The organism is Nocardiopsis sp. NPDC101807, from assembly GCF_044766605.1.
GTDB lineage: Bacteria > Actinomycetota > Actinomycetes > Streptosporangiales > Streptosporangiaceae > Nocardiopsis > Nocardiopsis tropica.
Genome location: NZ_JBIWMK010000003.1, coordinates 1 through 23552, shown reverse-complemented (window position 1 = coordinate 23552; position 23552 = coordinate 1). Strand labels below are relative to the sequence as shown.

Sequence of the window (23552 nt, the reverse complement as noted above, 5' to 3'; positions counted from 1 at the left end):
GGGGCTCAGCGGCTGAAGGCCGGGGGAGGGGTGTGCTCACCGGAGTCGCGGCGGGTGCTGCTGATGGACACGTCGCCGCCGGGGGCGTCCTTGGGGTGGGGGGTCAGGGTGAAGGACACCCGGTGGGTGCGGGTCCGGCTGGCCCCGGCCTCGACCTCGCCGGAGGCGATCCACGCGGAGAGCTTGCCCTTGGCCTTGCCGTCGACGCGGAACTGGACCTCGAAGTCCATCTGGATGGGGCCGACCTTGAAGGCGATGTCGGGGCTCTGGGCCTGGGCCTCCTCGACCGCCTCGGTCAGGTCCTCGCGCAGGGTGCGGACGGCGTCGGTCAGGCGGATTTCCACATGGGCTCCTCGAAGAGCGGGGGAGAAAGGACGATCCCACGATCGCAGAACCCGTGCCGTGGCGCGGACGCCGGAAGGGGGTTTGACCGTATGCGGCCAGCCCTCCTCCTTCCGGTCAGCGGTGGCTTCGGCGCGTTCCGGGATCGCCTTGCCGTCGGGCGACCGCTGGTGGAGGCGTCGACCCAGCTGACACGGGCGAAAGCGCCCGCAGGCCATTCCGTGGCCGGGGGAGTCGTTCGTCCTCGAAGGGTTCAGGAGACGGGCGGGGCCGGTGCGCGGTGGTGTCAGTCCTGTGCGCCGGCCTTCTGCTCCTCTTCCCGCGCCTCCCGGGCGATCTGGTCGAACTCGGCGCCCATGGCCTCGGCGAGGGCAGTGGCCGCGGACAGCGGGCGGACCATGACGACGAAGTCGTCGATCCTGCCTTCCTCGTCCGTGTGGAGGAAGTCGCAGCCGTGGATCCGCCGTTCGCCGACCCTGGCCTCGAAGACCAGGGCGTGGTCGCGGCGGTCGGCGCCGGTGATCTCGCGAACGTAGCGGAAGTCGGTGAAGACCCTGCTGACGCCTCGGATGATCGCGGCGGTCACGGCTCGGCCGGTGTAGGGCTTGAAGGCGACCGGGCTGGTGAACACCACGTCCTCGGCGAGCAGCGCGTGGATCGCGTCGTGGTCGTCCGCCTCGACGGCCTCGCGGAAGGCGCGCATGATTCTCCTCTTATGCAACTTGTTGAATAAGTGCTGTGGAGGGTACCAACGGCGCCCGTGGCCGTCCAGGGGCAGTCTCCGGCGTTCCCCAGATGGTTTCGCCTGGCTTTCCCTGTCCAAGGCGCGGGACTCGAGGAAGGACCAGCCGTCTCGCCCAGCCGGGTCGAACAAGGACGAAGGGCTGTCCGAGAGGCTCAGTGCGCGGAGGAGTATTTTGTGGGAGAGCACGAGTAGGGGGCCCTGCCGCTCTGCCAGAGCGGACAACTTCGCACGGACTCGTGTGGCGCGCCCGCTCAGCTCCAGGAGGGTTTCGCCGTCTCCGTATCGGCTGGCGGGGTTGAGCGTGCGCCTCGAACGCCACTCGGCGTAGTCCTCAGGAAAGTCCGTAGGAGGGACGCCTCGGATTGAGCTCGGACTGCGCCACTCCTGAAGGTCTGCGACGACGTCCAACAGGGGCAACCCCGAGTGCTCGGCCAGGATCTCGGCTGTCTGGAGCGCACGCGGCAGTGGGCTGGAGACGATGCCGACGGAGGGTGGCAGGAACCGGCGGGCTACCGCGATCGTGTCCCGTCGGCCCTCAGGCGAAAGCACCGCGTCATCGGGCGCGTGGTAGCCGGGCTCGTGGCCGACATAGTGGGCATGGCGCATCAGGTACATCTCAGTCAAGGATCCATCCTCCGTCCACCCGCAGGGTCTGTCCGGTGATGAAGCCGGCTTCGTCGCTGACCAGGAAGGCCACAGCGGAGGCGACGTCCTCGGGGCCGCCCCGGCGTCGTACGCACTGTCGGGCGAGTTGACGTTCCTCCATGGCCGCGGGATCGGGGACGACTTGCTCCTCGGCGGGCACGCGGATGGACCCCGGGGCGACACAGTTCACGGTGATCCCGTGTTCGCCGAGTTCACGGGCGAGGGCTCGGGTGAGCCCTTCGAGCCCTGCTTTCGCAGCGATGTAGTCGGCCAGGTCGTGTCTGCCGGTGGAGGCGAGCACGCTGCCGATGGTGATGACGCGGCCATGGCGTTGGGAAATCATCGCCGGGGCGAGGGCCTGGACGAGTAGGTGGTGGGCGGTCAGATTGAGGGCGAGGCACTCTGACCACCGGTCTTGGGTGAGGTCCGCGTGCGGTGTCCGGGGATAGTCTCCGGCGGCGCTGACGAGGATGTCCGGAGCTCCCATCAGATCATTCACCCGTGTGTGCAACTCCGCTGGCGCGGTGGTCGAGCGCAGATCCGCTTCGAAGGCCCCAGCGGCACTTCCGTCGTCAGCAATCTCCCGGGCGAGCTCACGGACCCGTTCGTCACCGTCGAAGTGAGCCAGTGCGACACGGGCGCCGGCCCCGGAAAGGGCACGGGAGATCGCCGCTCCGATTCCACCGCTGGCTCCGGTCACCAGGGCCAGGCGCCCGTTCAACGAGTAGGACACGCGTACTCCGTCAGTCCGAAGAAGCGGGTGGGAGAGAAGCCGGGGTCCATGCACAGCGCGAGCTTGGCGATCAGGTACAGCCGCTGTTCCAAGGACATGCGGGCGAGGTCGAACACACCGATGATGCGCATCGCCAGGTAGGGGCGGAGGGCTTCTCCGAGGGACTTCCCCGGAAGGTACCGGGCGGCGATCGGGCGGACGAGCAACTCCCAGTAGCGGGACAGCGCGAGCCGCCGCGCATGGGTCGACCGGTCCGTGAACCGGATGTGAAGTGTGCCCGCGTGCATGTGTGAGCTGACATGTGGCGTGTTCGCGGGAAGCTGGGCGAACGTGGCGGGATGCCGGGCGAACGCCTCCGGGTTCAGAGTGGGGACCAACCACCCTCCGAGCACCGCCGTGTAGAAGCTGAAGTTGGCGATCTCGCCCGCGATGGCGTTGCGTCCGGCGGTGTCGTAGTCCAGCCAGGCCAGGGGGACGGCGAGGTTGACGTCGGTGGGATCGCCTTGGCTGATCACGCTCCAGACGGGAACGTCGAACGCGTCGCGCAGCCAGGTGATCGTCTCGGCCCAGTCGAGCCGGTGGTGGCGTCCGTTGACGTACAGTCCTGTCCGCGCCAGGTCACTGAACCTGGGGCCGTCTTCGGTGTCGGTCAGTGCGGGATCCTGGTCGGCGTAGTAGTGGTCGAGCCGCCCACCGGGCCTGGCCCGGCTCCGGTAGAGCTTGCCGACCACTGCCTCGGGAGGGCTCAGCCGCGCTGTTTCGGTGAAGACGCGCAGGTAGGTGCTCGTCAGCTGGAGCAGGTAGCTGTCCAGGTCCGTGTGGTCGCCGTCGTCCGGTGTATTGAGCAGATCCAGCAGCAGCCCGCGGTCGGAGCCGACGGGGAGCCGTTCATACACCACAACGGTGCGGCCGGGAAGACGGATGTGGCGGTGCAGATCAGGCACCGGATACCAAGGGCGCAGGAACCGGTGGCCGCGGACCTCGGCGTGGGCCTCGCCGTGATCGGGCATGGACTTGGCGATAAGCCGACGTCGGTGGATGTCGACCGGGTAGAGGGAGTTGCGGGTGTGTCGCGAGGGGCGGCCGATGCGCAGGAATGTTCGGGGTTTCTTCACAGGTATCCGCGCTCCAGGACGAGGACGGCGGTGTCCGCGAGAGTGGCCGGGGAGATCGCGGACAGCGGGGCGTACCGCTCCCCTTCGGCTTCGTCCAGGCCGTCACGTACCGGGCACATGTCCCAGCGGTGCATGCGCTCGGAGAAGGGTGTGGCCAGCGCGTGGTGGTGGGCGAGCCCGGTCCGCCACTTGCTGTGGGAGTGCCGGCCGTACAACCCGATGACCTCGGCGCGCCTTGAGGCGAGCGCGGCCAGGTGGGTGAGCCCGGTGTCGTTGCCGAGGACCACGTCGCACCGGGCGAACAGTGAGGTCAGTGTCTCCAGACCGGCTCCCATGACCGGTTCCACCCGTAGCCCGTCCGTGTCCGCGGGAAGGTCCCCTGCCCCGTCATGACCGGACACGAGGAGGAGCCGCGCCTTGCGGCCGACGCGCACACCGATGATGCGGGCTGCCGCTGCGAACCTCTGCGCTCCGTAGTCCTTGCGGCCGGGCCGGCTGGTCGCGGTGACAGCCGCGACCGAAAACTCCTGCCCATCGGTATCGCACGTGTCCGGTGCCAGAGAGGGGAGGAACGGAGGGCCACCGGGCAGACGCCGACCGAAGCGTTCTTCCACTTCCAGGTAGTAACGGGCGGGGAGGAAGGTGTGGACGCGCCGACCGTCATCGCGGCAGCGGGCGTGTTCCGGACGGCAGAGCAGGACATGGTCGTCACCGGTCGGATCGGCCAGTGCCGCCCCCGGTTCGTCACCGACGATGATCCGGGGCGAGCCACGGTGTGAGTCGTCCGTGTGTCTCGCCGGGTGGAGGCGCCCGTACCGGCCGAGAGCGGTGAAGGGGACGCTCCTGCCCAGGAGCGAGAGTGCGTCAGTGACCGCGGTGACCGCTCCAAAAGCGAGCAGGGAGTCCCCCAGTTTGCCGTCGAAGGCCACCACGACCCGCGTGCACCGTTCCAGGGCGCGGCGCAACCCGTGGTCGAAAGGTTCTGGAAGCGCCTGTCCGACGGGGGTCGCCTCGCGGTCGTAGCCGAGCGGGATCCCGAGTACCTGAGCGGAGGTGTAGACGGTGGTCCCCCAGTGGCGGGTCACCGCGGCTTCAGGCGGGTTCACCCTCTCCCTCCGACCCGGGTGAGTGAGAAGAGGGGAAGACCGAGTTCTTCGACGGCCTCCCTCGCCCTGTAGCGGGTGTCCTCGGCCAGACACGCCACGGCCACCGGGCGCGCTCCGTGACGGAACAGAGCCTGGGCGAGGTTGGCCAGGGTGACGCCGGTCGTCACCTCGTCGTCGACCAAAACGTAGCTGTTGCCGGGGGCGATTCCGTAGGCGAACACGTCCGGGCGGTTCGCATGGCCCTCGACGAAATGGACGGTGCCGGGCAGGGGAACCCGGACCTTCCACGCGAGTTTGTAGGGAAGCCCCGAGGCCAGGCTGACGGCGAGGGCCGGGACGATTCCGCCCGCGTCCAGGCCGAGGATGGCGTCGGCCTCCTCCACCGCCGGGGTGGCACGGCGCAGACCTTCCCACAGGATGCGACCGGCGGTGGCGAACTCAGCCGGGAGAACAGCCGACCGTGCACCGTCGAGGTCGTGGAGCACCCGCTCGGGACGGCTGTGGGGTCCCGCGTCCAGCCGGGGGACGACCTCCGCCTGAAAAGCCGCTCTCCAGGTGACCGCTTCCATGTTCTTCCTCTCGGGTCTCAGACGGGGCATTGCCGCTGGTGCCAGATGAGCAACCGGTCCACGGCCTCCTCGATCGCGCCGAACACTCGGAGCTGGTCCGTGCCCTGTCGGTGAGCGGCGATGACCTCGGGCAGGGGCGGAAGATTAAGAGGCCCGATCCCGGGAAACCGACGAAGTGCTTCGGAGACGACGTCGTCGTTGCCGTTCACCCACACCGACTGCTCCCTGAGCAGGAGTCGGCAGAGCAGGAGCAGGTGCTTGTACAGGGAACGGATGCGGCCGCGCCCGGGATCGTGCCGGAGTCTTCGGGTGATCGCGACCGCGTCGGCCAGTGCGGAGGGCGTCGCGCGTTCCACCTCCTGCCGGGAGATCAGCGGCAGCCGAAGTCCCGGTCCGGTCATCAGGGCGGGAGCGCCCTCTTGGAGCATGACCAGCGCGGCGAGTACACGGTTCGGAAGTCTGCGGGCCTGGACCTCGGCGAGGGGCAGGACTGTCGCTCCCAGGTGGATGTCCCCGTGGGTCTGGAGGGCGGTTCGGTAGGCATCGATCGCCCGCGTGACGACTTCACCGTGCCCGCCCGGGGTAATGACCAGCAGGTCGACGTCGGACCATCCCTCGTGCCACCCACCGTTGACCGCGCTTCCCGTGAGGGCGGCCAGGCACGGTTCCTCGGAGAGAATCGCCAACGCGCCCACGAGTCGGGAGGTCGCCGCACACACCGCTGAGGGCAGCCCGAGTTCCTTGGGGAGAACGGTCTTGAACCGTGCGTCGGCCGGCGGGCTGGCCAGGCGCCGGAGCCCGCTGTGCAGGCGGGTCACACTGCCGGAGTTGTCCAGGGCGGTATCAGCGGGGATCCGATCCGCACCCCGTTCGGTCTTGATTCGGTCCTTCTCCTTCAGAGCCCGTTCGTCGCCTCCCGAGCGCGCCAGTCGTACCGCGCGAGGGGCGTCCACGTAGACCACGCACAGACGTTCACCCATCATCTCCTTGAGCGCCGCGATGGAATCGGCTCTGTGCACCGATTCGATGGTGATCAGAGGGGTGTCCCGATGGGCGTCGGCGAACCGGTTGAGTTCACTCAGGAGGAGTTCCGCCTGGTGCCTCGGCGACAGAGCATAGGGATCGGCCAGGCCCTGCCGGGCCGCTGCCTGGGTCAGGAGGTAGCCGATCTTGAACCGTGCCGCGCTCTCGTCCCGGTTCAGGAAGACTCCCGAGGTGGTCTTGCCACACTCGCTCAGCCCACCCAGCGCGATGACCGGCGGAACGTGGGGGCTGAGGGCAGGGAGTGCCTCTGCCCGCACGGTCGTGCCGTAGAGCTTGAACCGTGCGCCATTGGGGAGCCGCCTGCGCCCGGCGGCGACCTCCTCTGCGAGGTCACTGAGAGACTCGCGCACCTCGCTGAGTTGGGTCCGCACCCCGGTCACACGGGCTTGGACTCCGGGGTCGTCCTCCGCCGCCAGACGGGTGTAGTGGAGCCGTAGCACGGAAACCGACATCCGGTCGATCACGGAGCTGAGCGGTTCGGTGTGGAGTGGAGCGGTCGTGGTCGGGAGCGGACAGGCCGTGCTGATCACCTCGTCGAGGCGTTCGGCGTGGCGGACGCGGTCCATGTTGAGCTGGTCGACGGCACGCTTGCCCTCAGCGACCCGTACCGCGTCGAGTGAGTCGCCCCGTACCCCGTCCTCGGCCGACCACAGCAGGTGGTTCGTGTGGTGCAAAGCGCTCGCGACTTCGTCGAACCGGGCGCGTTCCTTTGAAGGGAGCAGGGTGATCAGGGGTTCGAGGGGCTCAATGAGGGAGAGGCCGGGAGGGTTCACGAGGATCGTCCGTCCTTCACGGGGTGGCGGTGGGTGGGAACGCCGACTCCCCGTTCTGTCAGGGCCCAGCGGATGCGGGCGTGTGTCGCGTCGATATCCTGGACGGGGCCAGCTATGACCTCGGCGAACACCCCCTGGCGTGCCATGCACAGGAGCACGCGGTGCAGATGCCTCTGGTAGCCGAGGTAGGTATCGGTCCACGGACGTCCGTCTCGACACCGGGCGATAGCGATGCTGCGTTCGGCGTCGAGTGAGGGCAGCAGCAAGACCGGGAACTCGGGCGGGTCGGGTTCGTCGGAGTCAAGGAGAGCGAGCACACGCGTCCCTGCGTTCTCGGCAGACAGCGACTCCTTGACCGCGCAGGTGGCGATCGCCGTGGCGAGAAGCATGTACCAGCCGCGATCGAGGAGCCCGACCTTTCCGGAAGGACACGCCTGCGCCCGCGCTGCGTGGCTGGCGAACAACATTCCGGTCAGTTCCTCCGTCATGGAGGTGGTGAACCACCAGGTTCCGTATCCCTCTCCCGAGACACGTGTCCACGGAACCGGATCATGCCGGTGTACAGGGCCCAGGTCACGGAACCCTTCCCAGCTGTCGGCCAGCATGCGCACCTGCGTCGACTTGCCGCTGTTGTCCGGCCCGTTGAGGCTGACGAACCCGGTCATAGGCCCTCCTCCCTCTCAGGTACCTCATCGGCCTGGTCCAAGAGCGCGAGGAGGCCGTGGACGTTCGCTCGGGTGAACTCGGCAAGCGGGGGTGGCAGGAGACGGATCTCCGAGAGGGCGGCGCGTGTGGCGGGAACGCTGACCACCTCGTAGGTGCCGCGTCCGGGTTCGGTGAACTCGGCCCCGGTACGGCGGGCCAGGTCCATCGAGGTCAACCGTGCGACGAAGACATGCTGGAGGCCCACGCCTGCGTGCACGTCGTCGGTGATGAGGAGGACCTGGCGGACCTGGTCGATCTCTCCACCGAGTTCCTCGAGGACCTCCCGGTGCAGTGCGGCCTCGACGTCGGTGTCCTCCGGATCGAGTCCGCCTCCCACCGCAACCCAGTAGGGTTCCTGTCCCGGTTTGGTGCGCTTGATGAGCACCAGTCGCCGCTCACTGTCGAACAGGAGGGCACGGGCGCTCTGGCTGACGATCTTTGTCATGTCCCTCATTTCTCGGTCGTGTGTTCGCGGCGGAGGGCAGGCACGGGGCCGGCTTCCTTTTCAGCGATGAGGATCACCTGTTGCGACCGTGCTTGTGGAGATCATCTTTTCTCTCGCCAATGGCCGAGAACCGATTCAGAGAATATACATGACCCCATGGGGGTGCCATGGTTTTCCCGTCATGGAATAAAATCTTTCATCGGGCATGGAGGGGGTTGTCAAGACATGGCTCCGAGGGTGAAAAGTTACCCGCGAAATGATTCTGCCGCCTGGCGTACGAAATCCCGCGCCTCCGCATCAAAAAAGGCGTTCTCCTCGAACAGGCGGAAAGTCTTTGCATAGAGGGCCACGTCCTGGGCGGAGCGGATGAGAAGCGCCCCGGTGAACGTCTCGACGGTGGCCAGGGCCTGGTCGTAGACGGTGAATGTGGACAGCGGACCCTCGGGCACCGGGGACCTGTCCAGCGGAATCACACCGATCCTGACGTTGGGCAATTCGGAAAGCGCTGCGATCCGTTCGAGCTGTACCGACATCTCTCCCGGACGACAGAGGGGCCATCGGAGCGCCTGCTCGGTCAGGAGAAAGGTGAAGTCCTTGCTCGTTTCATACAGGATGGACTGGCGTGCGAACCGCTTCATCAGGGCGCGCGTGTGGTCTCCGGGTAGGCTTGCCAGACTCGCTCTGGCATACTCCGGGGTCTGGAGCAACCCCGTGACCATGGCCGGAAGGAAGTAACGGAAGGTCGACGAGGTCGCTTCGAGGGTGGCGAGTTCCGCCTGTTTGTGGTGCAGGCCCCGGCGCAGCGAAGCTCGCCAGTTCTGATACTCCGTGTTGGCGACTTGCGCCAGGGCAGAGATATCCTCTATTTCCTGCGGAGTCGCACGAAGTACGCGGAGGATCCGTTCGACATCGACCGAAGAGGGGACCAGCTTTCCGGTCTCGATCTTCGAAATCTTGCTCTGGCTCATTCCGGTGCCGGAGGCGAGACGCTCGCCGGTGAAGCCTGCTCTTTTGCGTACGCGACGAAGCGCCTCGGACAGTTCTCCGCGGCGCCCGCCGATGCTCTCCGGTTCCAGCACTAGGTTTTCAGTCGTGCCCTGTAGTGCTCATAGGGGGTCCCCAGGCGAAGAGCGGCGTCCTTGCGGAAAATGTAGTCCGAGACGTCAGCGTCTTCGAGGAGGACCCGGTCGATCTGTGTTCCGTCGTCCCCGTACCGCATGAGGACCACATGCGTGTCATCGAAAAGCCAGAAGTCCTCGTGCGCCAGGAACGGCAGCTCCGTAGGCGCTTCCGTCTCGATGATCCGCACATCCTCACCTGCCACGATGTTGAAGTCGTATCCCCACTCCATCTCGTAGCGCAGATAGTCCGACAGTGGCGGTGTCACCACGTGGACGCGTTCCACGCGGCGCCCGGAGGCCGTGAACCTGCGAACCCGGTGCAGCCAGGGAGAGTCCGCCAGTTCCTCGTCCGGCCGCGGCTCGCCGGCCAGGAAGCGTCTGAACTCCTCGTCCTCGGAGGCGACCCCGTAGACGGGCAGGGTCTCCAACCGGAACGCGTAATCGCTGAAGGCGTCGAAGAACTCGCGCCAGGCCTCACCCTCCAAGCGCACGGGCGGCCTCCTCCCACACGGCTCGGGGGATCTCCACGACGGCCTCTCCCTGGGGGCTGGTCACACTCGTCACCAGGTCGCCCTGGACGACGATCGAGTTCCTGTCAGTGGTGAACACCTTGGGGCAGTCGTCGCCCTTGCAGTCGCCGGCGATCTGGACCATGTCCACGGTTGTACCTCCGCGGTAGGGGGTGTGCACCGCAATCTACGCGTGCGGCGCACCGGCGTCCAGGAATAATTCGAATATTCCTGTTATGGAATTTTCCGGTGATCCAATGCCGTCCAAGGGCAGTTCCTGGATGCATTCCTGAGGCTGCTGAGCTGCCCGAACGTGGAATCAGAGCTTCGACCGCGTCTCAACGATGCTGGCGCCAACGGCCGGTCGGTGGCGCTGTCGTCCGCGCGCTCCGGTTCGAGGTTGAGGAACCTGATCACCCTGCGCGTGCAGACCGGGGCCTACTACCTGCGGCTGCGCGATGTCGGCGACCCGGACGCGCCCGCCCAGCAGCGGGGTGAGCGCGTCCGTGTTCACGGTGGGAGAGGCCGGTGCAGCGGGGCCGTCCGATGCTTCCCGGCCCGGCGAACCCTTCCCGTCACGGCGTCAGATGATCTGCTCGGTCGGGAGGATGGTGATCTCGGTCAGGTTGACGTGCTTGGGGACCGCGCTCATGAAGGCGACCGTCTCCGCGACGTCCGCGGACGACAGGACGTCGATCTGGTCGATCAGGTCGGCCATGAGCTTGCTCGCCGCCGGGTCGGTGACGTGGTCGGGCAGTTCGGTGTCGACCATGCCCGGCTCGATCGTCGCCACGCGGATCTTCTTGCGGCCCAGCTCGGTGCGGAGCAGTTTGGAGAGCTGGGTGACGTAGGCCTTGGTCGCGGAGTAGACCTGGAAGCCCTCCAGGATCCGGACGGCGGCGATCGACGAGGTCATGACGAGGTCGGCGCTGCGGCCGTCGGCCGCGGCCGACTCCAGGGAGGGCACGAAGGCCTGGACGGTGTTCATGACGCCCTTGACGTTGAGGTCGATCTGGGCGTCCCAGTCCGCCGTGGCCAGGTCGGTGATGCCGGAGATGAGCTGCACGCCGGCGTTGGCGAAGACGAGGTCGGCCCGGCCGAGCTCGTCGGCGACGCGGTCGGCCGTCGCGAGGACGGCGGCGCGGTCGGTGACGTCGGTCGGCAGGGCCAGGGCGGTTCCGCCGCCGGCGCGGATGCGGTCCTCGACCCGGTCGAGCCGGTCGCCGCGGCGAGCCACCAGCGCCACCTTCGCGCCGAGTTCCGCGAAGCGCAGGGCGGTCGCCTCGCCGATGCCGCTGGAGGCGCCGGTCACGACGGCGACGCGTCCGGCGAGCGGGGTTCCGGAGACGAGCTGGGCGGAGGGCCGGGTGTTCTGTGCTGTGTCCATGCCGACCAGCATGCGACCGGTTCCGCCGGATCGGGGGGTAGCGATACGGCCCCCCAGCGGTCCGGGGGCGTCTCGTGCCCGTCGGTAGGCTCGGGGCATGCCACGCAGCGAGTTGGGCGAGTTCCTCATGACACGCCGGGCCAAGGTGACTCCCGAGGCCGTCGGAATGCCCGCGGCGGGCGAGCGCCGCGTCCCGGGCCTGCGCCGCGACGAGGTCGCCGCTCTCGCCGAGGTGAGCGCCGACTACTACCGCCGCCTGGAACAGGGCAAGGAGACCCGCCCCTCGGAGGTGGTCCTGGCCGGTCTCTCCAAGGCGCTGCGGTTGACCGGGGCCGAGGAACGGCACCTGTACGCACTGGCCGGTACGGCGCGCAGGCTCGGCGAAGAGGCCACGGTCCAGCCGGTGCCGACCGAGCTGCTGGGCCTGATGGACTCCTGGAGCGACTCCGGCGCGATCGTGCTGGACCCGGTGCTCGACGTCCTGGCGCTGAACGCCCGGGCGCAGGAGCTGTTCTCCGGCTTCGAGGAGACCGCGAACCTGTTGGAGATGGTCCTGCTGGACCCCGAGGGCCGCCGGTTCTTCGTCGACTGGGAGGCCTCCGCCGAGGCGACGGTGGCCAACCTGCGTGCCAGTGCCGACTTCGCCGTCGCCCCCGCCCGGCTCCGGGAGCTGCTCGACCGTTTGGGGGCCGAGAGCCCGGAGTTCCCCGGCCTGTGGGCGCGCCACGACGTGCGGCCCAAGACCCACGAGACGAAGGTGCTGCGCCACCCCGCCCGGGGTCTGCTGAGCATCGACTTCCACGCTTTCGACGTCGCCAGCGTGCCCGGGTACCAGCTCCTGGTCTACCGGGAGAAAGGGACGGAGGAGGGGACCGGCGCCACCCCCTGAGGGCGTGCCCGGACCCCGGCGCCTCTCGCGCGGCCGAGCACCGCCCCGGCCGCCCCGGCGACCGGCGGTCCCGTGGGAGGTCAGCTCACCGGGTGCCGGGGATCCTCCCCCGGGCAGGTCCCCCGACGGGGCAGCCCCACCGCGGGAAGGATGGCGTGGTCCACGATGCGTTCGAGGTGGGCGTGTGTGGGGACGTGCCCGGTGTCGGAGAGGTGTTTGAGGACCAGGGCCTCGCCTATGTCGACGACCACGTCGCTGACCAGGGACGGGTCGATGTGTCCGTGCTCCGCGTAGTGGTTCAGGACGGTGCGGGTGAAGCGGCCCCCCTTGGGGTCGAACACGCGGGTGTACAGGGCGGCGGCCAGTTCGGGGTGGCGGTCGCGCTCGGTCAGGATCGCGGCCGCGGCCCGGGCCGTGGGGGTGGAGGTCCACTCGGCCAGGCTGACCAGCGCCCGGACGAGGTCGCCGCGGAGGTCGTCGGTGCCGGGGGACACCGTCTCCTGCGGGAAGTCGTGCTCGAGGGCGTCGAGCACGATGTCGATGGGGGCGGACCAGCGCCGGTACAGGGAGGTGCGGGCGGTGCCCGAGCGCTGCGCGATGCCCGCCATGCTCAGGCGGCCGACGCCCACCAGGCAGAGTTCCTCGACGGCTGCGGCGCGGATGTCGGCCAGCAGTTGTTCGGGGCCGCGGCGGCCACGGGCGGTCATGGGCGTTGTCCTCCCTGTCAGGGCACCGGCCCAGTGTAGAGCCGGTGCCCGGAGTGACCGGCGGGCCGGGCGTTCCGTGGCGGCGGCGCCGGTCGGCGGCTGCGCTCTCAGGCCAGGGTGGCCACGGTGGTGGAGAAGGGGCCCAGTTCCAGGAGGTCGCCGGAGGCCGGTGCCCGGAGGGCCGGGCGGTGGGACGTGGCGGTGTCCACATGGGCGGTCTCGTGGAAGCGGCCCTCCCCGGTGAGGCTGACCTGGACGGGGTCGGGCCCCGTGTTGACCAGCAGGAGGCGGCGCCGGCCGTCGGAGGTGACGAACCCCTGGGCGTGCACGGGGGGTTCGGGGGACAGTTCGCTGCCGGCGCGGGTGGGCACGAGCAGGTCGCCGGGGCCGAAGTGCTCCAGGAGCAGCGCCAGGACGCGGTAGCGGGCGTTGGGTTCGCCGGTCTCCCAGTCCAGGAGGCTGGTGCCGGGGATGACGGTGGGGTAGCCGAGGAACTCGGCCACGCCCACGAGGTCGATGCCCAGCGCGGTCAGGCGGGACCACAGGTAGGCGACGAGCGCCCCGGCCAGGGCCCAGTACTGGTCGGGGATGTCGGGCTCGGCGGCCATGACGTCGGGGGCGAAGCTGCCGATCTCGTTGATGTGGGTGCGTGTGTGGGGACTGAGGCGCTTCTTGATGGATTCGATGAGGCTGACCTGGCGCAGGAACCCGTCGGCCTGGGCGAAGAAGGTGGTGTGCCAGGTGGAGAAGGGGGCGTTGGGGCGGCTGTCCACGGCGTCGGTCAGGGCCGGAGCGGCGTAGAAGTGGTAGGAGACGGCGTCGATCGGGATGCCGGGGGCGTGGTTGGCCGGGTCGAGGAAGTGCCAGAAGTAGTCGGGGTCGTCGGTGATGGGGCTCAGCGACAGCCCCACGAAGCGCATGTCGGGGTCCAAGGGGCGCAGGCGCTGGACGACCTGGTCGTAGAGGCGGGTGTAGGTGGCCGGGTCCCACTGGTGGCCCACGTCGGGTTCGCAGAGGACCTCCCAGTAGGCGAACCGGTGGCGGTGCGGGGAGGTGTGGCGTCGGCCGAGCTCGTCGGTGAATCCGCCGCTGATGTACCAGCGGGCCATGCGCTCGAAGTAGTCCGCGATCTGGTTCAGGGTGGCGTCGCGCGGCTGTGTGCCCTGTTCGTAGTCCCACTGCGCGGCGTCGGGGTCGGCGCCCACCGCCACGGGCTTGGGGGTGTCGAACATCCAGGTGGGGATGGCGGCCAGGTTGGCGACCACCGGCCGGCCCCGGGTGGCCTCCATGAAGTCGTCGAGGAGGGGGTCCAGGTGCGTGAAGTCCCAGGAGGTCGCGTGGTCGGAGGGCGGTTCCAGCGCGGGGACGGCCAGGTGGGGGTGGGTCCAGAAGGAGAGGAAGCGTGTGTGGTCGGTGTCGAGCTCGCGCAGTGCGGCGAAGGCCCTGTCGTGGATGGGTGAAGCGCGGCGCAGGGGCGGGGCCGTCCACAGGTGGGTGGTCAAGGTGGTGCGCGAGGTGCACAGGACGGCGTTCCAGTCCGCGTGCACGGGGATGGCGGGTCGGGTCATGGGTGTGTCCTCATGTCCTGGGCCGACGTGGGGCGACGACCGCTCGCGCACCACCTTAGCTACAGAGTTGTAGCTACACAACTGTATCTATGAAGGGAGTTCGTTCGGGGCCGACCGCGTGCGCTCACGGTGGCCCCCCGGATGCGGTCGAACGGCGCACACCGATGAGTGCCTGGTAGCTGCGCAGCACCGTGGCCAGGGCTGCGGTGTCGAGGACGTCGACTCGCGTGCGCGCCTCGGCCAGTCGCCGCAGTGCGGCGGCGTACTCCAGGTCGGCGGCTCTGTGGCGCTGTTCGGCCGCGAGGAGTTCGAGGCGGGCGATCCCCGCCGCGGTCTCGGCGGCACGCCGTCTGTGCCCGGCCATGATCCGGGGTGCGACGGTCTCGGCGCGGTCCAGGTAGCGGGGGACGGTGGGAGTTCCGTCGCTCGCCCTCGTGCTCATCGGGGTCCGTCCTTCACAGGCCGTGTCGGGCGCGGGCGTCGGTGATGCGCCGGATCAGGTCGGGCGGGGTCTCGGCGTGGACCACGGTCACGCCGGGGTACTGCGCCCAGAGCCCGTCCAGGTGTGACACCGGTGTGGGGCGGATGAGGAAGCCCACGTACCAGCCGGGGTGGGAACGGTCGATCTCCTCCAGGGCGCGCAGGTCGGCGGTGACTCGGTCGGGGTCGGTGGCGCGCAGGACGGTGGGGGTGTCCTCCCAGGGGCGGCGGAAGCTCACCCCGGGGCGGTCGTTCACCGTCGCCGTCTCGATGTGCCAGCCGGGTGCGGGGTCCTCGCGCATCAGTGCCTGTCTTCCTGGGTGCGCAGGGTGGTGATGAGGTCGTCGATGCGGGCGGCGGCGGTGGGGTCGCCGTGGGTCGTGGCCAGGTCGCGGACCTCTTCCAGGGCCAGCAGGACGGCTCCGCCGCCGGTGCCGGGGCCGGGGGTGGTGAGCAGGGCGTTGATCTGGGTCTGGGGGTAGCGGCGGTGCCCGCCGAGGGTTTTGACCGAGGCGAGTCGGCCGTCCTTCTCCCAGCGGGTGACGGTCTTGGGGTCGACGCGGAAGAGGCGGGCGACTTCGCCGGGGGTGAGCAGGGCGTCGGCCTTCTCGACGAGTTCGGGCAGGGGTGCGGTGGGCACGTGGTTCTCCGTCAGCGTGTGTTTGTCGGTTGTCGGTTGTCGGTTGCGGGTGGTCGGCGGTCGGGTGTCGGTGGAGGGGCGGTTGTGGTTGGGGGTCGGGTCCGGTCCGGGGAAGTGCGACCGGACCCGAGTGGGTGGGGCGGGGCCGCCGGCCCCCCTTTTCGGCGGCGGCCCCGCGGCCCGGTGCGAAGGCACCGGGCAGGGAGCCTCCGGGCGCAACGGTGCCGCCCGGAGGGGGTTCTCAGGGGGAGCGGCCCAAGACGAGGGTGCGCGCCACGTGCCGCATCTGCCGGGAGAGCCGGTCGGGGTCCGCGCACTTCAGCGGGGCCACCCGCGCGGGGCCGGTGTAGAACGCCACCCACACGCGCAGCGAGTAGGACCACATCACCACCCAGTACGGGGCATGGCGGCGGGCCAGCGCGGCGGCCAGGTCACGCTCCTCGCGGTCGTGCCCGGGATGCCACCTCACGGGTTCTCGACCACCGCACGCACCGTCAACGGCCCCGCCCCCGCGCCCCTCCACTCCCAGCCCCACTCCCAGTACACGGCCAGATGGTCCACCAGATGCAGACCCGGCAGCGGAGAGCGGTGGGCGTCACCCAGACGCGGACAGGGGATGACGGCGCCTGCCCGGGGACCGTTGTCGGTCACGGCGACGCCGACCAGGAACGGGTTGACGTCGACGACCACCCGCACGGTCCCGCCCGGGTCCCCGGAACGGGTGTGCTTGCGGGCGTTCGACACCAGGGCCTCGGCCACCAGGAAGACCGGTTTCCTCGCCCGGCGGGGGACCACGGTGGGCACCCAGGCGGCCAGGGCGGCGCAGCCGCGCTCGTGGCCCAGGAGGATGCCGTGCCGGTGGGGCTCGCTGAACCCGATCCGGTGCGGGTAGGGCACAGCGGGTTCGGGGTTTACGTCTGGTTTCGGTGTAGTGGTGCCGGTAGGCTGCATTCGTCTCACCTCGGTGGTTCGGGGTGGGGTATTGAGCCTCGGGGGCCGGTTGCGACGGTCGCCGGGGCTTTTGGCTTGCAACGGACTTTCAGTCGGACGCCTCCGTTTTCATCGGCCTCCGCTGTCTCTCCGTGGCTCTACCTTGAACACCCGGCCGGTCCGAGCGCTAGAGACATCACTGACCTGTCACGATCTTGTGGTTTCGGTGAAGTCGGGAAGACCCATCGCCTTGAATGAGTCGACTTGGTAGATCCCCTGGTGTACATGGAGAGTCATGGACCGTCCCCCGAAGCCCGAACTCATACGCCTTGGCCTCGTCATCCAGAAGACGCGCAAGAAGGCGAAAATCACGCAAGTCCAGCTGGCCAAGGCTCTGTCGGTCGTGCCCTCGACCGTCTCGGCGTGGGAGTGCGGTACCCGTAGGCTCAGCGAGCAGAGCGCGCGAGATATCGACCGAGAACTCGGTAGCTCGGGTGTAGTTCATCGTGCTTGGAAAGCCGCAAATGACGCAACTGGGGTTCCGGAATGGTATGAGGAGGTAGAGCAGCTCGAGCGGAAGATCTCGGAGCTGCGTGAGTACCAAAACCAGGTAGTTCCTGGCCTCATCCAGACCGAGGCGTATGCGTACGCAGCGAACCGGGACACCTCTCCCGGCGCCAGTGAGGCCGAGCTGGAGGAGATGGTCAAGTCGCGGATGAGGCGACAGGCGATCTTGGAGACAGATCCGCCGCTGATCTACATGGTGCTGGAGGCGAACGCGGTGACGAGGGTCATCGGGGGCCGGAAGGTTCTCTCTGATCAGCTCGGTGAAGTGCTGGCATTGATGGAGAAACGGGTAGTACGTCTACAGGTCGTACCGCCCAACCCCGGGTGTCACCCTGGGGCCTCCGGTCCTTTCCGGGTGTACTCGTTTCCGGACAAACCCATGGTGGCGTCGGCGGAGTATCAGCAAGGTGAGATTCTGATGGATGACAGCGGCAGAGTGCAGGCCTGCCTGTCGATTTTCAGCTCTGTGCAGGCAGAGGCGTGGTCGCCGGGCCAGTCAGCCGACTTCATCAGGAAGGTCAAGGAAGAACTCGATGAGTACACAGCGTGAGCCCGAGTGGCACAAGAGCAGCTACAGCACGGCGAACGGAAGCTGTGTCGAGGTCGCTGAGGGGAAGAGCGTCCTCGTGCGTGACACGCAGAACCGGGAGTCGGGCCACCTGTCGGCCGGGGCTTCCGAGTGGACTGCCCTTCTGGCGGCGGTCCGAGGCCGGTAGGGGCACAGCACGAACCGGCCCCGCCCAGGAGTAGTGGGCGGGACCGGTTCCGTGTTCAGCGGGTTCAAGCTACCCCGGGGCGGGATGCATCTCCAGAACCAAAGCCCCGCTGTCTCGGTAGCCGTAGACGCGCACCCGTCCCATGGGACGATGCCCGAAGTCTGGGTTCCTCTGGACCGTGCTCCCGGTTCGGTCGACGGACCGCCTATGACGCATCACGTGCCGGTAGCCTCGCCCCATGTGCTGTCAGAAGCCTGAGGAGGCCGATATGACGGTAGTCCCCGGAGACGGAGTCCCGACCGCCCTCGCCCCCGACGACAAGTGGCACAAGAGCAGCTACAGCGCCAACGGAGGAAACTGCGTCGAAGCTCGGGAGCACACCGGTGGCGCTGACGTCCGCGACAGCCAGAACCGCGCCGCGGGGTACCTGGAATTCACTGGGGACGAGTGGGCAGCCCTGGTGAACGCGGTCCGAGGCCGGTAGGGGCACAGCACGAACCGGCCCCGGCCAGGACGTGTGAAGTCCGGGGTGCTGGTGGTCACCGGGGTGATGAGGCCAGCTCCTGCAGGAGTTCCTCGACGTGGGCGCGGATGCGGTCGCGGATGGGCCGCACCGCTTCCACGCCCCGGCCGGCGGGGTCGGGCAGGACCCAGTCCAGGTAGCGCTTGCCCGGGTAGAACGGGCAGGCGTCCCCGCACCCCATGGTCACCACCACATCCGAGGAACGCACCTCCTCATCGGTCAGGACCTTCGGAACGTTGGCGGTGATGTCGATGCCGGCCTCGGCCATGGCCGCCACGACCGCGGGGTTGACCGCGTCGGCCGGTGCGGACCCGGCCGAGCGCACCCGCACCCGCCCGGCGCCCAGGTGTTGCAGGAACGCGGCGGCCATCTGGGAGCGTCCGGCGTTGTGCACGCACACGAACAGCACCTGCGGGATCCGGGGGGCGGTGTCGGAGTTCATGGCCGGGGGCCTTTCGTCGTGGAGGGCTGCTCGGGGAAGAAGCGGCGGGTGGCCAGGGCCACGTGCACCAGGGCGATCAGGACGGGCACCTCGATGAGCGGGCCCACCACCCCGGCCAGGGCCTGGCCGGAGGCGGCGCCGAAGGAGGAGATGGCCACCGCGATCGCGAGCTCGAAGTTGTTGCCCGCCGCGGTGAAGGCCAGCGTGACCGCCCGCGGGTAGCCCAACCCCAGCAGGCGGCCCAACAGCAGGGTCCCGGCCCACATGAGCACGAAGTAGACCAGTAGCGGAACGGCGATGCGCACCACGTCCCAGGGGCGGGAGGTGATCGCCTCTCCCTGCAGGGCGAACAGCGCCACGATGGTGAACAGCAGCCCGTACAGGCCCCACGGGCCCAGCTTCGGCAACAGGCGGGTCTCGTACCACTCCCGTCCGCGGGCCCGCTCGCCCAGGCGGCGGGTCAGGTACCCGGCCAGCAGCGGCACCCCGAGGAAGATCAGGACCGAGGCGGAGATGTCGGTGAAGGAGACCTCCAGCGCCGCCTGCTCCCAGCCCAGCCACCCGGGCAGGCCCACCAGGTAGAACCAGCCCAGCGCGCCGAAGGCCACCACCTGGAACACCGAGTTCAGCGCGACCAGCACGGCGGCGGCCTCGCGGTCCCCGCACGCCAGGTCGTTCCAGACGATGACCATCGCGATGCAGCGGGCCAGGCCGACGATGATCAGCCCGGTGCGGTACTCGGGCAGGTCGGCCAGGAACAGCCACGCCAGCGCGAACATCACCGCCGGTCCGGCGATCCAGTTCACCGCCAGCGAGGCCCAGAGCAGGCGCCGGTCCCCGGTGACCGTGCCCAGGCGGTCGTAGCGGACCCTGGCCAGCGGCGGGTACATCATCACGAGCAGCCCGGCGGCGATGGGCAGGGACACCCCGGCCACGCCCATCCCGGCCAGGGCCTGGCCCAGGCCGGGGACGAGCCGTCCCAGGGCCAGTCCGGCGGCCATGGCGGCCAGGATCCACACGGTCAGGTAGCGGTCCAGGACCGGTAGTCGCGGGGCGCCGGTGGCCGCCTGAGCGGGGGCGCTCACGCCTCGGCCGCCGCGGTGCGGCGGGTCAGGACGGCGGCCAGGCGGTCGGTCGCGGCGGGCAGCAGCCGGTAGTACACCCAGGTGCCGCGCCGCTCGGCGGCGATGAGACCGGCCTCGCGCAGGAGTTTGAGGTGGTGGGAGATGGTGGGCTGGGCCAGGTCGAAGGCGGGGGTCAGGTCGCACACGCACACCTCGCCGCCGTCGCGGGAGGCGATCATCGACAGCAGCCGCAGGCGCACGGGATCGCCCAGGGCCTTGAAGACCCGGGCCAGCTCCACGGCCTCCTCCTGGCCGAGCGGGGTGGTGAGCAGGGCCGGGCAGCAGCCCGCGACCGCGCCGGGGGCGGCGCCGTCCGCACTCTGTTGATTCGACATGCTTCTATATTGACAAACCTCGAAACAGGGCGCAACCTTGCATCGACGGATTTCGATGCAAGACCTGTGGAGGTCCCCGTGTCCCGCATGCAGCTCGCCCTCAACGTCGCCGACCTCGAAGCGTCGGTGACCTTCTACTCCCAGCTCTTCGGTACCGAGCCCGCCAAGCGCCGGCCGGGCTATGCCAACTTCGCGATCGCCGAGCCCCCGCTCAAGCTCGTCCTCATCGAGGGCGAGCCGGGGCAGGAGACCCGCCTGGACCACCTGGGGGTGGAGGTGGACTCCTCCGACCAGGTCGGCGCCGCCGCCGACCGCCTCAAGGAAGCCGGGCTGGCCACGTTCGAGGAGAACGACACCTCGTGCTGCTACGCGGTGCAGGACAAGGTGTGGGTGCACGGCCCGGGCCGGGAGCCGTGGGAGGTGTACGTGGTCAAGGCCGACAGCGACCAGCGGGGCAAGGTCGAGGACGTGCCGGTGCCCGCTCGGGCCGGGGGCTGCTGCGGCAGTTGAGCCCTGATGGTTCCGGTCCTGCCACAGCAGGAAGGCGCGGGCCGCCAACCCGGACACGGGTGCGGTTCCGGGGCGGAGAACGGCAGGGGGACGGGCCATACCTCGCTCCGGTGAGGAACCGCCTCGTGGGGGGCCTCGCGCGCCCGCCTGCGAGGCGTCGCCCGTCCGTGTCGGTCCCGAGCCCTCGCTGTACGGGGGCGGTGAGGGCGAAGCGCCGGACCAGGCGCGGCTCCTACTTCTCCGGCTCGGCCTTCGCCCCCTGTCGGGTACTGCGCCACACCCCCAGCAGCAGGGCCGCCCCGATCGCGGTCAACGCGATCGCCCACGACCCCACCGGGGCCATGGCCGTCCCGCACACGGTGGTCGCCATCCCCATGCTGGGCGCGTCCCCGTAACCGATCCACCCGAAGGAGGCGTTCACGCTGACCAGGGGCCACCAGCCCGCGCCGCACGGCCCGCCGGGGACCAGTCCGAGAGCCACGCCCCCGGCGATCAGGGCGAAGGCCGCCGTGCGGATGATCTGGACAGGGGACACGGGACTCTCCTCGACGCTGGGGGCGTTCACGTCGGTCATTCTGGGGCACCCCCGGATGGCCGTCCCCAGCGGGGCCTCCTCTTCGCCGGACGCCATGCACGGGGCGTCGGCCTCGCCGCGGTCCCGTTCCGCCACACCGCCGACTTCCCTGCTGCGGTAGGGGAGAGCCCGCCAGAGGAGAAGGGATCGGCCATCGGCCTGCCGGTTTCCCCGTCGGCGGCTTCTGCCCCTCTCCAAGATCTACGTCGTACAGGTGCGCCATGCGGCATCACCGCACGGCCACGTCCGCCTCTCGGCCGACATCCACGACATCCGGGGAAGGACCATGGCGAGACCTGCATGGCCGTCGTGACCGACCTCCATCCCTGCATCGTGCCGCGCGACGTCGAGCAGGCACCGGCGCTCACCCTGCGCGAGGCGGTCATCGGTGACCACCGGCGTTCACGGGTCCGGGCCGGGGCGCACCCGGGGCTACCGCGTGCCGCCGCGTTCCGCGTCTTTCGTCGCCCGCCGGGCCCGTGGGGACCGCCCTACGTCGGGGGTGGGACTAGTCCTCGTGGCCGATGTGCCTGTGCGTAGGGCTTTCTAGTGTGGGCGGTGCCCGCGGACAGCACGGGCACACGCACTCCACGACGAAGGGCTGGGCATGGTCGACCGCCGCAGTGACAGGACCGGACGAGGCCGGAAGGCGGCGTTCGCGGGAGCGGCGGGGGCCGGGGCGCTCCTGGGCGCGACCGCGCTCGCCTCCCCGGCCGGAGCGATCATCGGCGGGGTCGACGCGACCGAGGAGTACGGTTTCATGGCAGCCCTGTACGACGACAACGGCGCGCACTACTGCGGTGGCTCTCTGGTCGACGAGCAGTGGATCCTCACGGCGGCGCACTGCACCGGCCCCGAACGAATCACCGTCCGGGTGGGCAGCACCGACCAGACGCGGGGCGGCAGCGAGCGCGAGGTGGCCGAGGTCGTCGAGCACCCCGAGTTCGAGATGATCGATGTCAGCGACGACCCCGCCTACGAGCTCTCGGCGTACCTGCTCTACAACGACCTGGCGCTGCTCAGGCTCGACTCCCCCGTCGGGCAGACCCCCATCGGCATCGCCGACGAGTCGGCGGCCCCCGGAGCCGCCGTGCGCATCCTGGGCTGGGGGATGCTCGACGAGTTCGGGGAGGCGGGCAAACCGGACATCCTCCAGGAGCTCGACACCGAGGTCGTCGACCACGACCGGTGCGCGGAGATGGACCCCGACAGGGACCTGTACTCGCAGCACCCCACCGAGGAGGCCCAGGCCTGCACCACCGACTCCGGCGGCCCCATGGTCCGCGGTAGCGAGGGGGACTGGGAGCTGGTCGGGCTGGTCAGCCGCGACGGCGACTTCGACGCCGACCCGCTCTGTGTCGGCCCGTCGGTCTTCACCGACACCGCGGCGCACGCGGACTGGGTCCTCACCACCGTCGGGGGCGGCCCCTCCGGCGCGCAGCGGCGCTGACCCAGGGGAGCGGGGCGGCCCCGGCCCGGCGCGGTGTGGGGGAGCCGGAGCCCCCCGGCCGCGATCGGCGCAGGGCCGGGCCTCGGGAGCACCGTCGTGAGGACGGCCCCGACCGGGAGGGGAAGCCCGGTCGGCTGGGCAGTGTCCCGTGATCCGGCTCCGGGCGAAGGCATGACGCAGTGTCACTGGCGGCGACGCGGAGCCGGAAGAATACTGGGACGGACTCCACCGTCCGATCCCGGAAGGGCTCACATGAGGTCCGAGCGCGCCGAGGCGACGCAGGGGCAGTTGCGCATGCTCAATCTCAACATCGTGTTCGCGTCGCTCTGCGCCATCGGGGCGCTCCTGATCTCGATCAACGCCGAGAACCCCGTGCACGCCGTCGTCCTGGGCGTGGGGGTGGCGGCTGCCGTGCTGGCGTCCCGGGGGTGGAGCGAGAGCCTTTCCTCCCGGGTCCCGCTCCTCTGCCTGGTCGCGGCCTCGGCCGTATGGCTCGTCGGTGTGCTGGTCCTGGACGACGCGTCCGCGTCCTTCGGCATCTCCGTCGTGGGGACCGTCGTCCTCTTCCAGCTGCCGCGCCCGCGCCGGGGTGCGGCGGCAGTGGCGCTGGGCGCCTTCGTCGTCGCGGTGGTCGCGGCACGGATGGTGATGTCACCCGGTGGCGCCCTCGACGTCCTCCTCGACCACGTCGTCCACTCCACCAGCGTCGCCGTGGTGGGGGTCACCCTCGTGTTCCTCAACCACCTGGTCTCCGGTCTGATCACGGAGCTGGAGGAGTCGAGGGAGCGCGAGGCGGAGCTGGCCGTGGCCCGGGAGAGGGTGCGCTTCGCCGGCGACCTGCACGACATCCAGGGCCAC

Annotated in this window: 29 protein-coding genes and 3 pseudogenes; 7 read left to right on the top strand and 25 right to left on the bottom strand. The window is 69.5% G+C overall.

Annotated features, from left to right (window positions below; all coding sequences use genetic code 11):
- Window positions 1–5 precede the first annotated feature (5 nt).
- The 14 genes and pseudogenes from ACIRPH_RS09720 to ACIRPH_RS09655 all read right to left on the bottom strand — a co-directional run bounded on the left by ACIRPH_RS09720 (window position 6) and on the right by ACIRPH_RS09655 (window position 11239).
- On the bottom strand, window positions 6–344 hold the full coding sequence (locus tag ACIRPH_RS09720) for a trypco2 family protein (protein ID WP_402911744.1): 339 nt from the start codon (window positions 342–344) through the stop codon (window positions 6–8).
- A gap of 284 nt (window positions 345–628) precedes the next feature.
- Entirely contained in the window at window positions 629–1045 is a 417-nt protein-coding gene (locus ACIRPH_RS09715; protein ID WP_402913274.1) for a nuclear transport factor 2 family protein, read from the bottom strand.
- A 207-nt stretch (window positions 1046–1252) separates the two neighbouring features.
- A pseudogene (locus ACIRPH_RS09710) lies at window positions 1253–1693 on the bottom strand (histidine phosphatase family protein); the annotation flags it as partial.
- Between the two features lie 10 nt (window positions 1694–1703).
- The gene (locus ACIRPH_RS09705) at window positions 1704–2465 is read right to left on the bottom strand and encodes an SDR family NAD(P)-dependent oxidoreductase (RefSeq protein WP_402911742.1); all 762 of its coding nucleotides are present in this window, start codon (window positions 2463–2465) and stop codon (window positions 1704–1706) included.
- Window positions 2450–3475: a hypothetical protein gene (locus tag ACIRPH_RS09700; RefSeq protein WP_402911741.1), complete on the bottom strand. Its 1026-nt coding sequence runs from the start codon at window positions 3473–3475 to the stop codon at window positions 2450–2452. Before ACIRPH_RS09700 ends, ACIRPH_RS09705 begins: the two co-directional genes overlap by 16 nt.
- A gap of 101 nt (window positions 3476–3576) precedes the next feature.
- Window positions 3577–4686, bottom strand: coding sequence for a glycosyltransferase family 9 protein (locus ACIRPH_RS09695; RefSeq protein ID WP_402911740.1), 1110 nt, complete (start codon window positions 4684–4686; stop codon window positions 3577–3579).
- Window positions 4683–5255, bottom strand: a complete 573-nt coding sequence (locus tag ACIRPH_RS09690; RefSeq protein ID WP_402911738.1) for a phosphoribosyltransferase — start codon at window positions 5253–5255, stop codon at window positions 4683–4685. The genes ACIRPH_RS09695 and ACIRPH_RS09690 overlap by 4 nt, the downstream gene beginning before the upstream one ends.
- 17 nt (window positions 5256–5272) lie before the next feature.
- Window positions 5273–7072 carry a DUF4254 domain-containing protein gene (locus ACIRPH_RS09685; RefSeq protein WP_402911735.1) on the bottom strand — a complete coding sequence of 600 codons (1800 nt, stop codon included), beginning with the start codon at window positions 7070–7072 and terminating at the stop codon, window positions 5273–5275.
- Window positions 7069–7737 carry a hypothetical protein gene (locus ACIRPH_RS09680; RefSeq protein WP_402911733.1) on the bottom strand — a complete coding sequence of 223 codons (669 nt, stop codon included), beginning with the start codon at window positions 7735–7737 and terminating at the stop codon, window positions 7069–7071. The genes ACIRPH_RS09685 and ACIRPH_RS09680 overlap by 4 nt, the downstream gene beginning before the upstream one ends.
- Window positions 7734–8222 (bottom strand): NUDIX domain-containing protein, encoded by a 489-nt coding sequence (locus ACIRPH_RS09675; RefSeq protein ID WP_402911730.1) that lies wholly within the window; start codon window positions 8220–8222, stop codon window positions 7734–7736. Before ACIRPH_RS09675 ends, ACIRPH_RS09680 begins: the two co-directional genes overlap by 4 nt.
- A 245-nt stretch (window positions 8223–8467) precedes the next feature.
- A complete protein-coding gene (locus ACIRPH_RS09670; RefSeq protein WP_402911727.1) occupies window positions 8468–9301 on the bottom strand; it encodes a helix-turn-helix domain-containing protein in 834 nt (277 codons plus the stop codon).
- Window positions 9301–9834 (bottom strand): DUF6879 family protein, encoded by a 534-nt coding sequence (locus ACIRPH_RS09665; RefSeq protein WP_402911724.1) that lies wholly within the window; start codon window positions 9832–9834, stop codon window positions 9301–9303. The genes ACIRPH_RS09670 and ACIRPH_RS09665 overlap by 1 nt, the downstream gene beginning before the upstream one ends.
- Window positions 9818–9997: a hypothetical protein gene (locus ACIRPH_RS09660; protein ID WP_402911721.1), complete on the bottom strand. Its 180-nt coding sequence runs from the start codon at window positions 9995–9997 to the stop codon at window positions 9818–9820. Before ACIRPH_RS09660 ends, ACIRPH_RS09665 begins: the two co-directional genes overlap by 17 nt.
- A 438-nt stretch (window positions 9998–10435) precedes the next feature.
- Window positions 10436–11239 carry an SDR family oxidoreductase gene (locus tag ACIRPH_RS09655; RefSeq protein WP_402911719.1) on the bottom strand — a complete coding sequence of 268 codons (804 nt, stop codon included), beginning with the start codon at window positions 11237–11239 and terminating at the stop codon, window positions 10436–10438.
- Between the two features lie 97 nt (window positions 11240–11336).
- Here ACIRPH_RS09655 and ACIRPH_RS09650 point away from each other — a divergent pair, with 97 nt between their 5' ends.
- Window positions 11337–12128: a helix-turn-helix transcriptional regulator gene (locus ACIRPH_RS09650; protein ID WP_402911716.1), complete on the top strand. Its 792-nt coding sequence runs from the start codon at window positions 11337–11339 to the stop codon at window positions 12126–12128.
- Between the two features lie 80 nt (window positions 12129–12208).
- Here ACIRPH_RS09650 and ACIRPH_RS09645 read toward each other — a convergent pair whose 3' ends face one another.
- From ACIRPH_RS09645 to ACIRPH_RS09615, 7 genes and pseudogenes are all read right to left on the bottom strand, one after another.
- Window positions 12209–12835 (bottom strand): TetR/AcrR family transcriptional regulator, encoded by a 627-nt coding sequence (locus ACIRPH_RS09645; protein ID WP_402911714.1) that lies wholly within the window; start codon window positions 12833–12835, stop codon window positions 12209–12211.
- Window positions 12836–12942: 107 nt separating this feature from the next.
- Entirely contained in the window at window positions 12943–14403 is a 1461-nt protein-coding gene (locus tag ACIRPH_RS09640; RefSeq protein WP_402911712.1) for a hypothetical protein, read from the bottom strand.
- Between the two features lie 124 nt (window positions 14404–14527).
- Window positions 14528–14845: a hypothetical protein gene (locus tag ACIRPH_RS09635; protein ID WP_402911710.1), complete on the bottom strand. Its 318-nt coding sequence runs from the start codon at window positions 14843–14845 to the stop codon at window positions 14528–14530.
- 13 nt (window positions 14846–14858) lie between these two features.
- On the bottom strand, window positions 14859–15185 hold the full coding sequence (locus ACIRPH_RS09630) for a hypothetical protein (RefSeq protein ID WP_402911707.1): 327 nt from the start codon (window positions 15183–15185) through the stop codon (window positions 14859–14861).
- Window positions 15186–15334: 149 nt separating this feature from the next.
- Window positions 15335–15508: pseudogene (locus ACIRPH_RS09625) on the bottom strand (BldC family transcriptional regulator); the annotation flags it as partial.
- A gap of 256 nt (window positions 15509–15764) precedes the next feature.
- Window positions 15765–15992 (bottom strand): hypothetical protein, encoded by a 228-nt coding sequence (locus ACIRPH_RS09620; protein WP_402911705.1) that lies wholly within the window; start codon window positions 15990–15992, stop codon window positions 15765–15767.
- A complete protein-coding gene (locus tag ACIRPH_RS09615) occupies window positions 15989–16420 on the bottom strand; it encodes an ATP-binding protein (protein ID WP_402911702.1) in 432 nt (143 codons plus the stop codon). The genes ACIRPH_RS09620 and ACIRPH_RS09615 overlap by 4 nt, the downstream gene beginning before the upstream one ends.
- A gap of 328 nt (window positions 16421–16748) precedes the next feature.
- Here ACIRPH_RS09615 and ACIRPH_RS09610 point away from each other — a divergent pair, with 328 nt between their 5' ends.
- From ACIRPH_RS09610 to ACIRPH_RS09600, 3 genes are all read left to right on the top strand, one after another.
- Window positions 16749–17570, top strand: coding sequence for a helix-turn-helix transcriptional regulator (locus ACIRPH_RS09610; protein ID WP_402911699.1), 822 nt, complete (start codon window positions 16749–16751; stop codon window positions 17568–17570).
- Window positions 17554–17736 carry a DUF397 domain-containing protein gene (locus ACIRPH_RS09605; RefSeq protein WP_402911696.1) on the top strand — a complete coding sequence of 61 codons (183 nt, stop codon included), beginning with the start codon at window positions 17554–17556 and terminating at the stop codon, window positions 17734–17736. Before ACIRPH_RS09610 ends, ACIRPH_RS09605 begins: the two co-directional genes overlap by 17 nt.
- Before the next feature lie 268 nt (window positions 17737–18004).
- Entirely contained in the window at window positions 18005–18220 is a 216-nt protein-coding gene (locus ACIRPH_RS09600) for a DUF397 domain-containing protein (protein WP_402911694.1), read from the top strand.
- A 55-nt stretch (window positions 18221–18275) separates the two neighbouring features.
- Here ACIRPH_RS09600 and ACIRPH_RS09595 read toward each other — a convergent pair whose 3' ends face one another.
- Genes ACIRPH_RS09595 through ACIRPH_RS09585 form a run of 3 tightly spaced genes read right to left on the bottom strand, consistent with a single transcriptional unit; the run spans window position 18276 to window position 20160 of the window.
- A complete protein-coding gene (locus ACIRPH_RS09595; protein ID WP_402911691.1) occupies window positions 18276–18701 on the bottom strand; it encodes an arsenate reductase ArsC in 426 nt (141 codons plus the stop codon).
- Window positions 18698–19786, bottom strand: a complete 1089-nt coding sequence (gene arsB, locus ACIRPH_RS09590; RefSeq protein ID WP_402911689.1) for an ACR3 family arsenite efflux transporter — start codon at window positions 19784–19786, stop codon at window positions 18698–18700. Before arsB ends, ACIRPH_RS09595 begins: the two co-directional genes overlap by 4 nt.
- Window positions 19783–20160: an ArsR/SmtB family transcription factor gene (locus ACIRPH_RS09585; protein WP_402911686.1), complete on the bottom strand. Its 378-nt coding sequence runs from the start codon at window positions 20158–20160 to the stop codon at window positions 19783–19785. Before ACIRPH_RS09585 ends, arsB begins: the two co-directional genes overlap by 4 nt.
- 78 nt (window positions 20161–20238) lie before the next feature.
- On the opposite strand from ACIRPH_RS09585, the gene ACIRPH_RS09580 reads away from it, so the two are divergent.
- Entirely contained in the window at window positions 20239–20670 is a 432-nt protein-coding gene (locus ACIRPH_RS09580) for an ArsI/CadI family heavy metal resistance metalloenzyme (protein WP_402911684.1), read from the top strand.
- A 232-nt stretch (window positions 20671–20902) separates the two neighbouring features.
- Here the strand turns inward: ACIRPH_RS09580 and ACIRPH_RS09575 are convergent, their stop codons facing one another.
- Window positions 20903–21235, bottom strand: a complete 333-nt coding sequence (locus tag ACIRPH_RS09575) for a hypothetical protein (protein WP_402911682.1) — start codon at window positions 21233–21235, stop codon at window positions 20903–20905.
- A gap of 616 nt (window positions 21236–21851) precedes the next feature.
- Between ACIRPH_RS09575 and ACIRPH_RS09570 the strand changes: the two genes are divergently transcribed.
- On the top strand, window positions 21852–22694 hold the full coding sequence (locus ACIRPH_RS09570; RefSeq protein WP_402911680.1) for a S1 family peptidase: 843 nt from the start codon (window positions 21852–21854) through the stop codon (window positions 22692–22694).
- Window positions 22695–22946: 252 nt separating this feature from the next.
- A pseudogene (locus tag ACIRPH_RS09565) lies at window positions 22947–23552 on the top strand (sensor histidine kinase); the annotation flags it as partial.

Bases quoted from the DNA above. Each gene is read 5' to 3' on its own strand.
- ACIRPH_RS09715 (WP_402913274.1), bottom strand. From the start codon at position 1,045: ATGCGCGCCTTCCGCGAGGCCGTCGAGGCGGACGACCACGACGCGATC.
- ACIRPH_RS09700 (WP_402911741.1), bottom strand. From the start codon at position 3,475: ATGCCCGATCACGGCGAGGCCCACGCCGAGGTCCGCGGCCACCGGTTC.
- ACIRPH_RS09690 (WP_402911738.1), bottom strand. From the start codon at position 5,255: ATGGAAGCGGTCACCTGGAGAGCGGCTTTTCAGGCGGAGGTCGTCCCC.
- ACIRPH_RS09680 (WP_402911733.1), bottom strand. From the start codon at position 7,737: ATGACCGGGTTCGTCAGCCTCAACGGGCCGGACAACAGCGGCAAGTCG.
- ACIRPH_RS09675 (WP_402911730.1), bottom strand. From the start codon at position 8,222: ATGACAAAGATCGTCAGCCAGAGCGCCCGTGCCCTCCTGTTCGACAGT.
- ACIRPH_RS09660 (WP_402911721.1), bottom strand. From the start codon at position 9,997: ATGGTCCAGATCGCCGGCGACTGCAAGGGCGACGACTGCCCCAAGGTG.
- ACIRPH_RS09655 (WP_402911719.1), bottom strand. From the start codon at position 11,239: ATGGACACAGCACAGAACACCCGGCCCTCCGCCCAGCTCGTCTCCGGA.
- ACIRPH_RS09650 (WP_402911716.1), top strand. From the start codon at position 11,337: ATGCCACGCAGCGAGTTGGGCGAGTTCCTCATGACACGCCGGGCCAAG.
- ACIRPH_RS09645 (WP_402911714.1), bottom strand. From the start codon at position 12,835: ATGACCGCCCGTGGCCGCCGCGGCCCCGAACAACTGCTGGCCGACATC.
- ACIRPH_RS09640 (WP_402911712.1), bottom strand. From the start codon at position 14,403: ATGACCCGACCCGCCATCCCCGTGCACGCGGACTGGAACGCCGTCCTG.
- ACIRPH_RS09635 (WP_402911710.1), bottom strand. From the start codon at position 14,845: ATGAGCACGAGGGCGAGCGACGGAACTCCCACCGTCCCCCGCTACCTG.
- ACIRPH_RS09630 (WP_402911707.1), bottom strand. From the start codon at position 15,185: ATGCGCGAGGACCCCGCACCCGGCTGGCACATCGAGACGGCGACGGTG.
- ACIRPH_RS09610 (WP_402911699.1), top strand. From the start codon at position 16,749: ATGGACCGTCCCCCGAAGCCCGAACTCATACGCCTTGGCCTCGTCATC.
- ACIRPH_RS09605 (WP_402911696.1), top strand. From the start codon at position 17,554: ATGAGTACACAGCGTGAGCCCGAGTGGCACAAGAGCAGCTACAGCACG.
- ACIRPH_RS09600 (WP_402911694.1), top strand. From the start codon at position 18,005: ATGACGGTAGTCCCCGGAGACGGAGTCCCGACCGCCCTCGCCCCCGAC.
- ACIRPH_RS09595 (WP_402911691.1), bottom strand. From the start codon at position 18,701: ATGAACTCCGACACCGCCCCCCGGATCCCGCAGGTGCTGTTCGTGTGC.
- ACIRPH_RS09585 (WP_402911686.1), bottom strand. From the start codon at position 20,160: ATGTCGAATCAACAGAGTGCGGACGGCGCCGCCCCCGGCGCGGTCGCG.
- ACIRPH_RS09570 (WP_402911680.1), top strand. From the start codon at position 21,852: ATGGTCGACCGCCGCAGTGACAGGACCGGACGAGGCCGGAAGGCGGCG.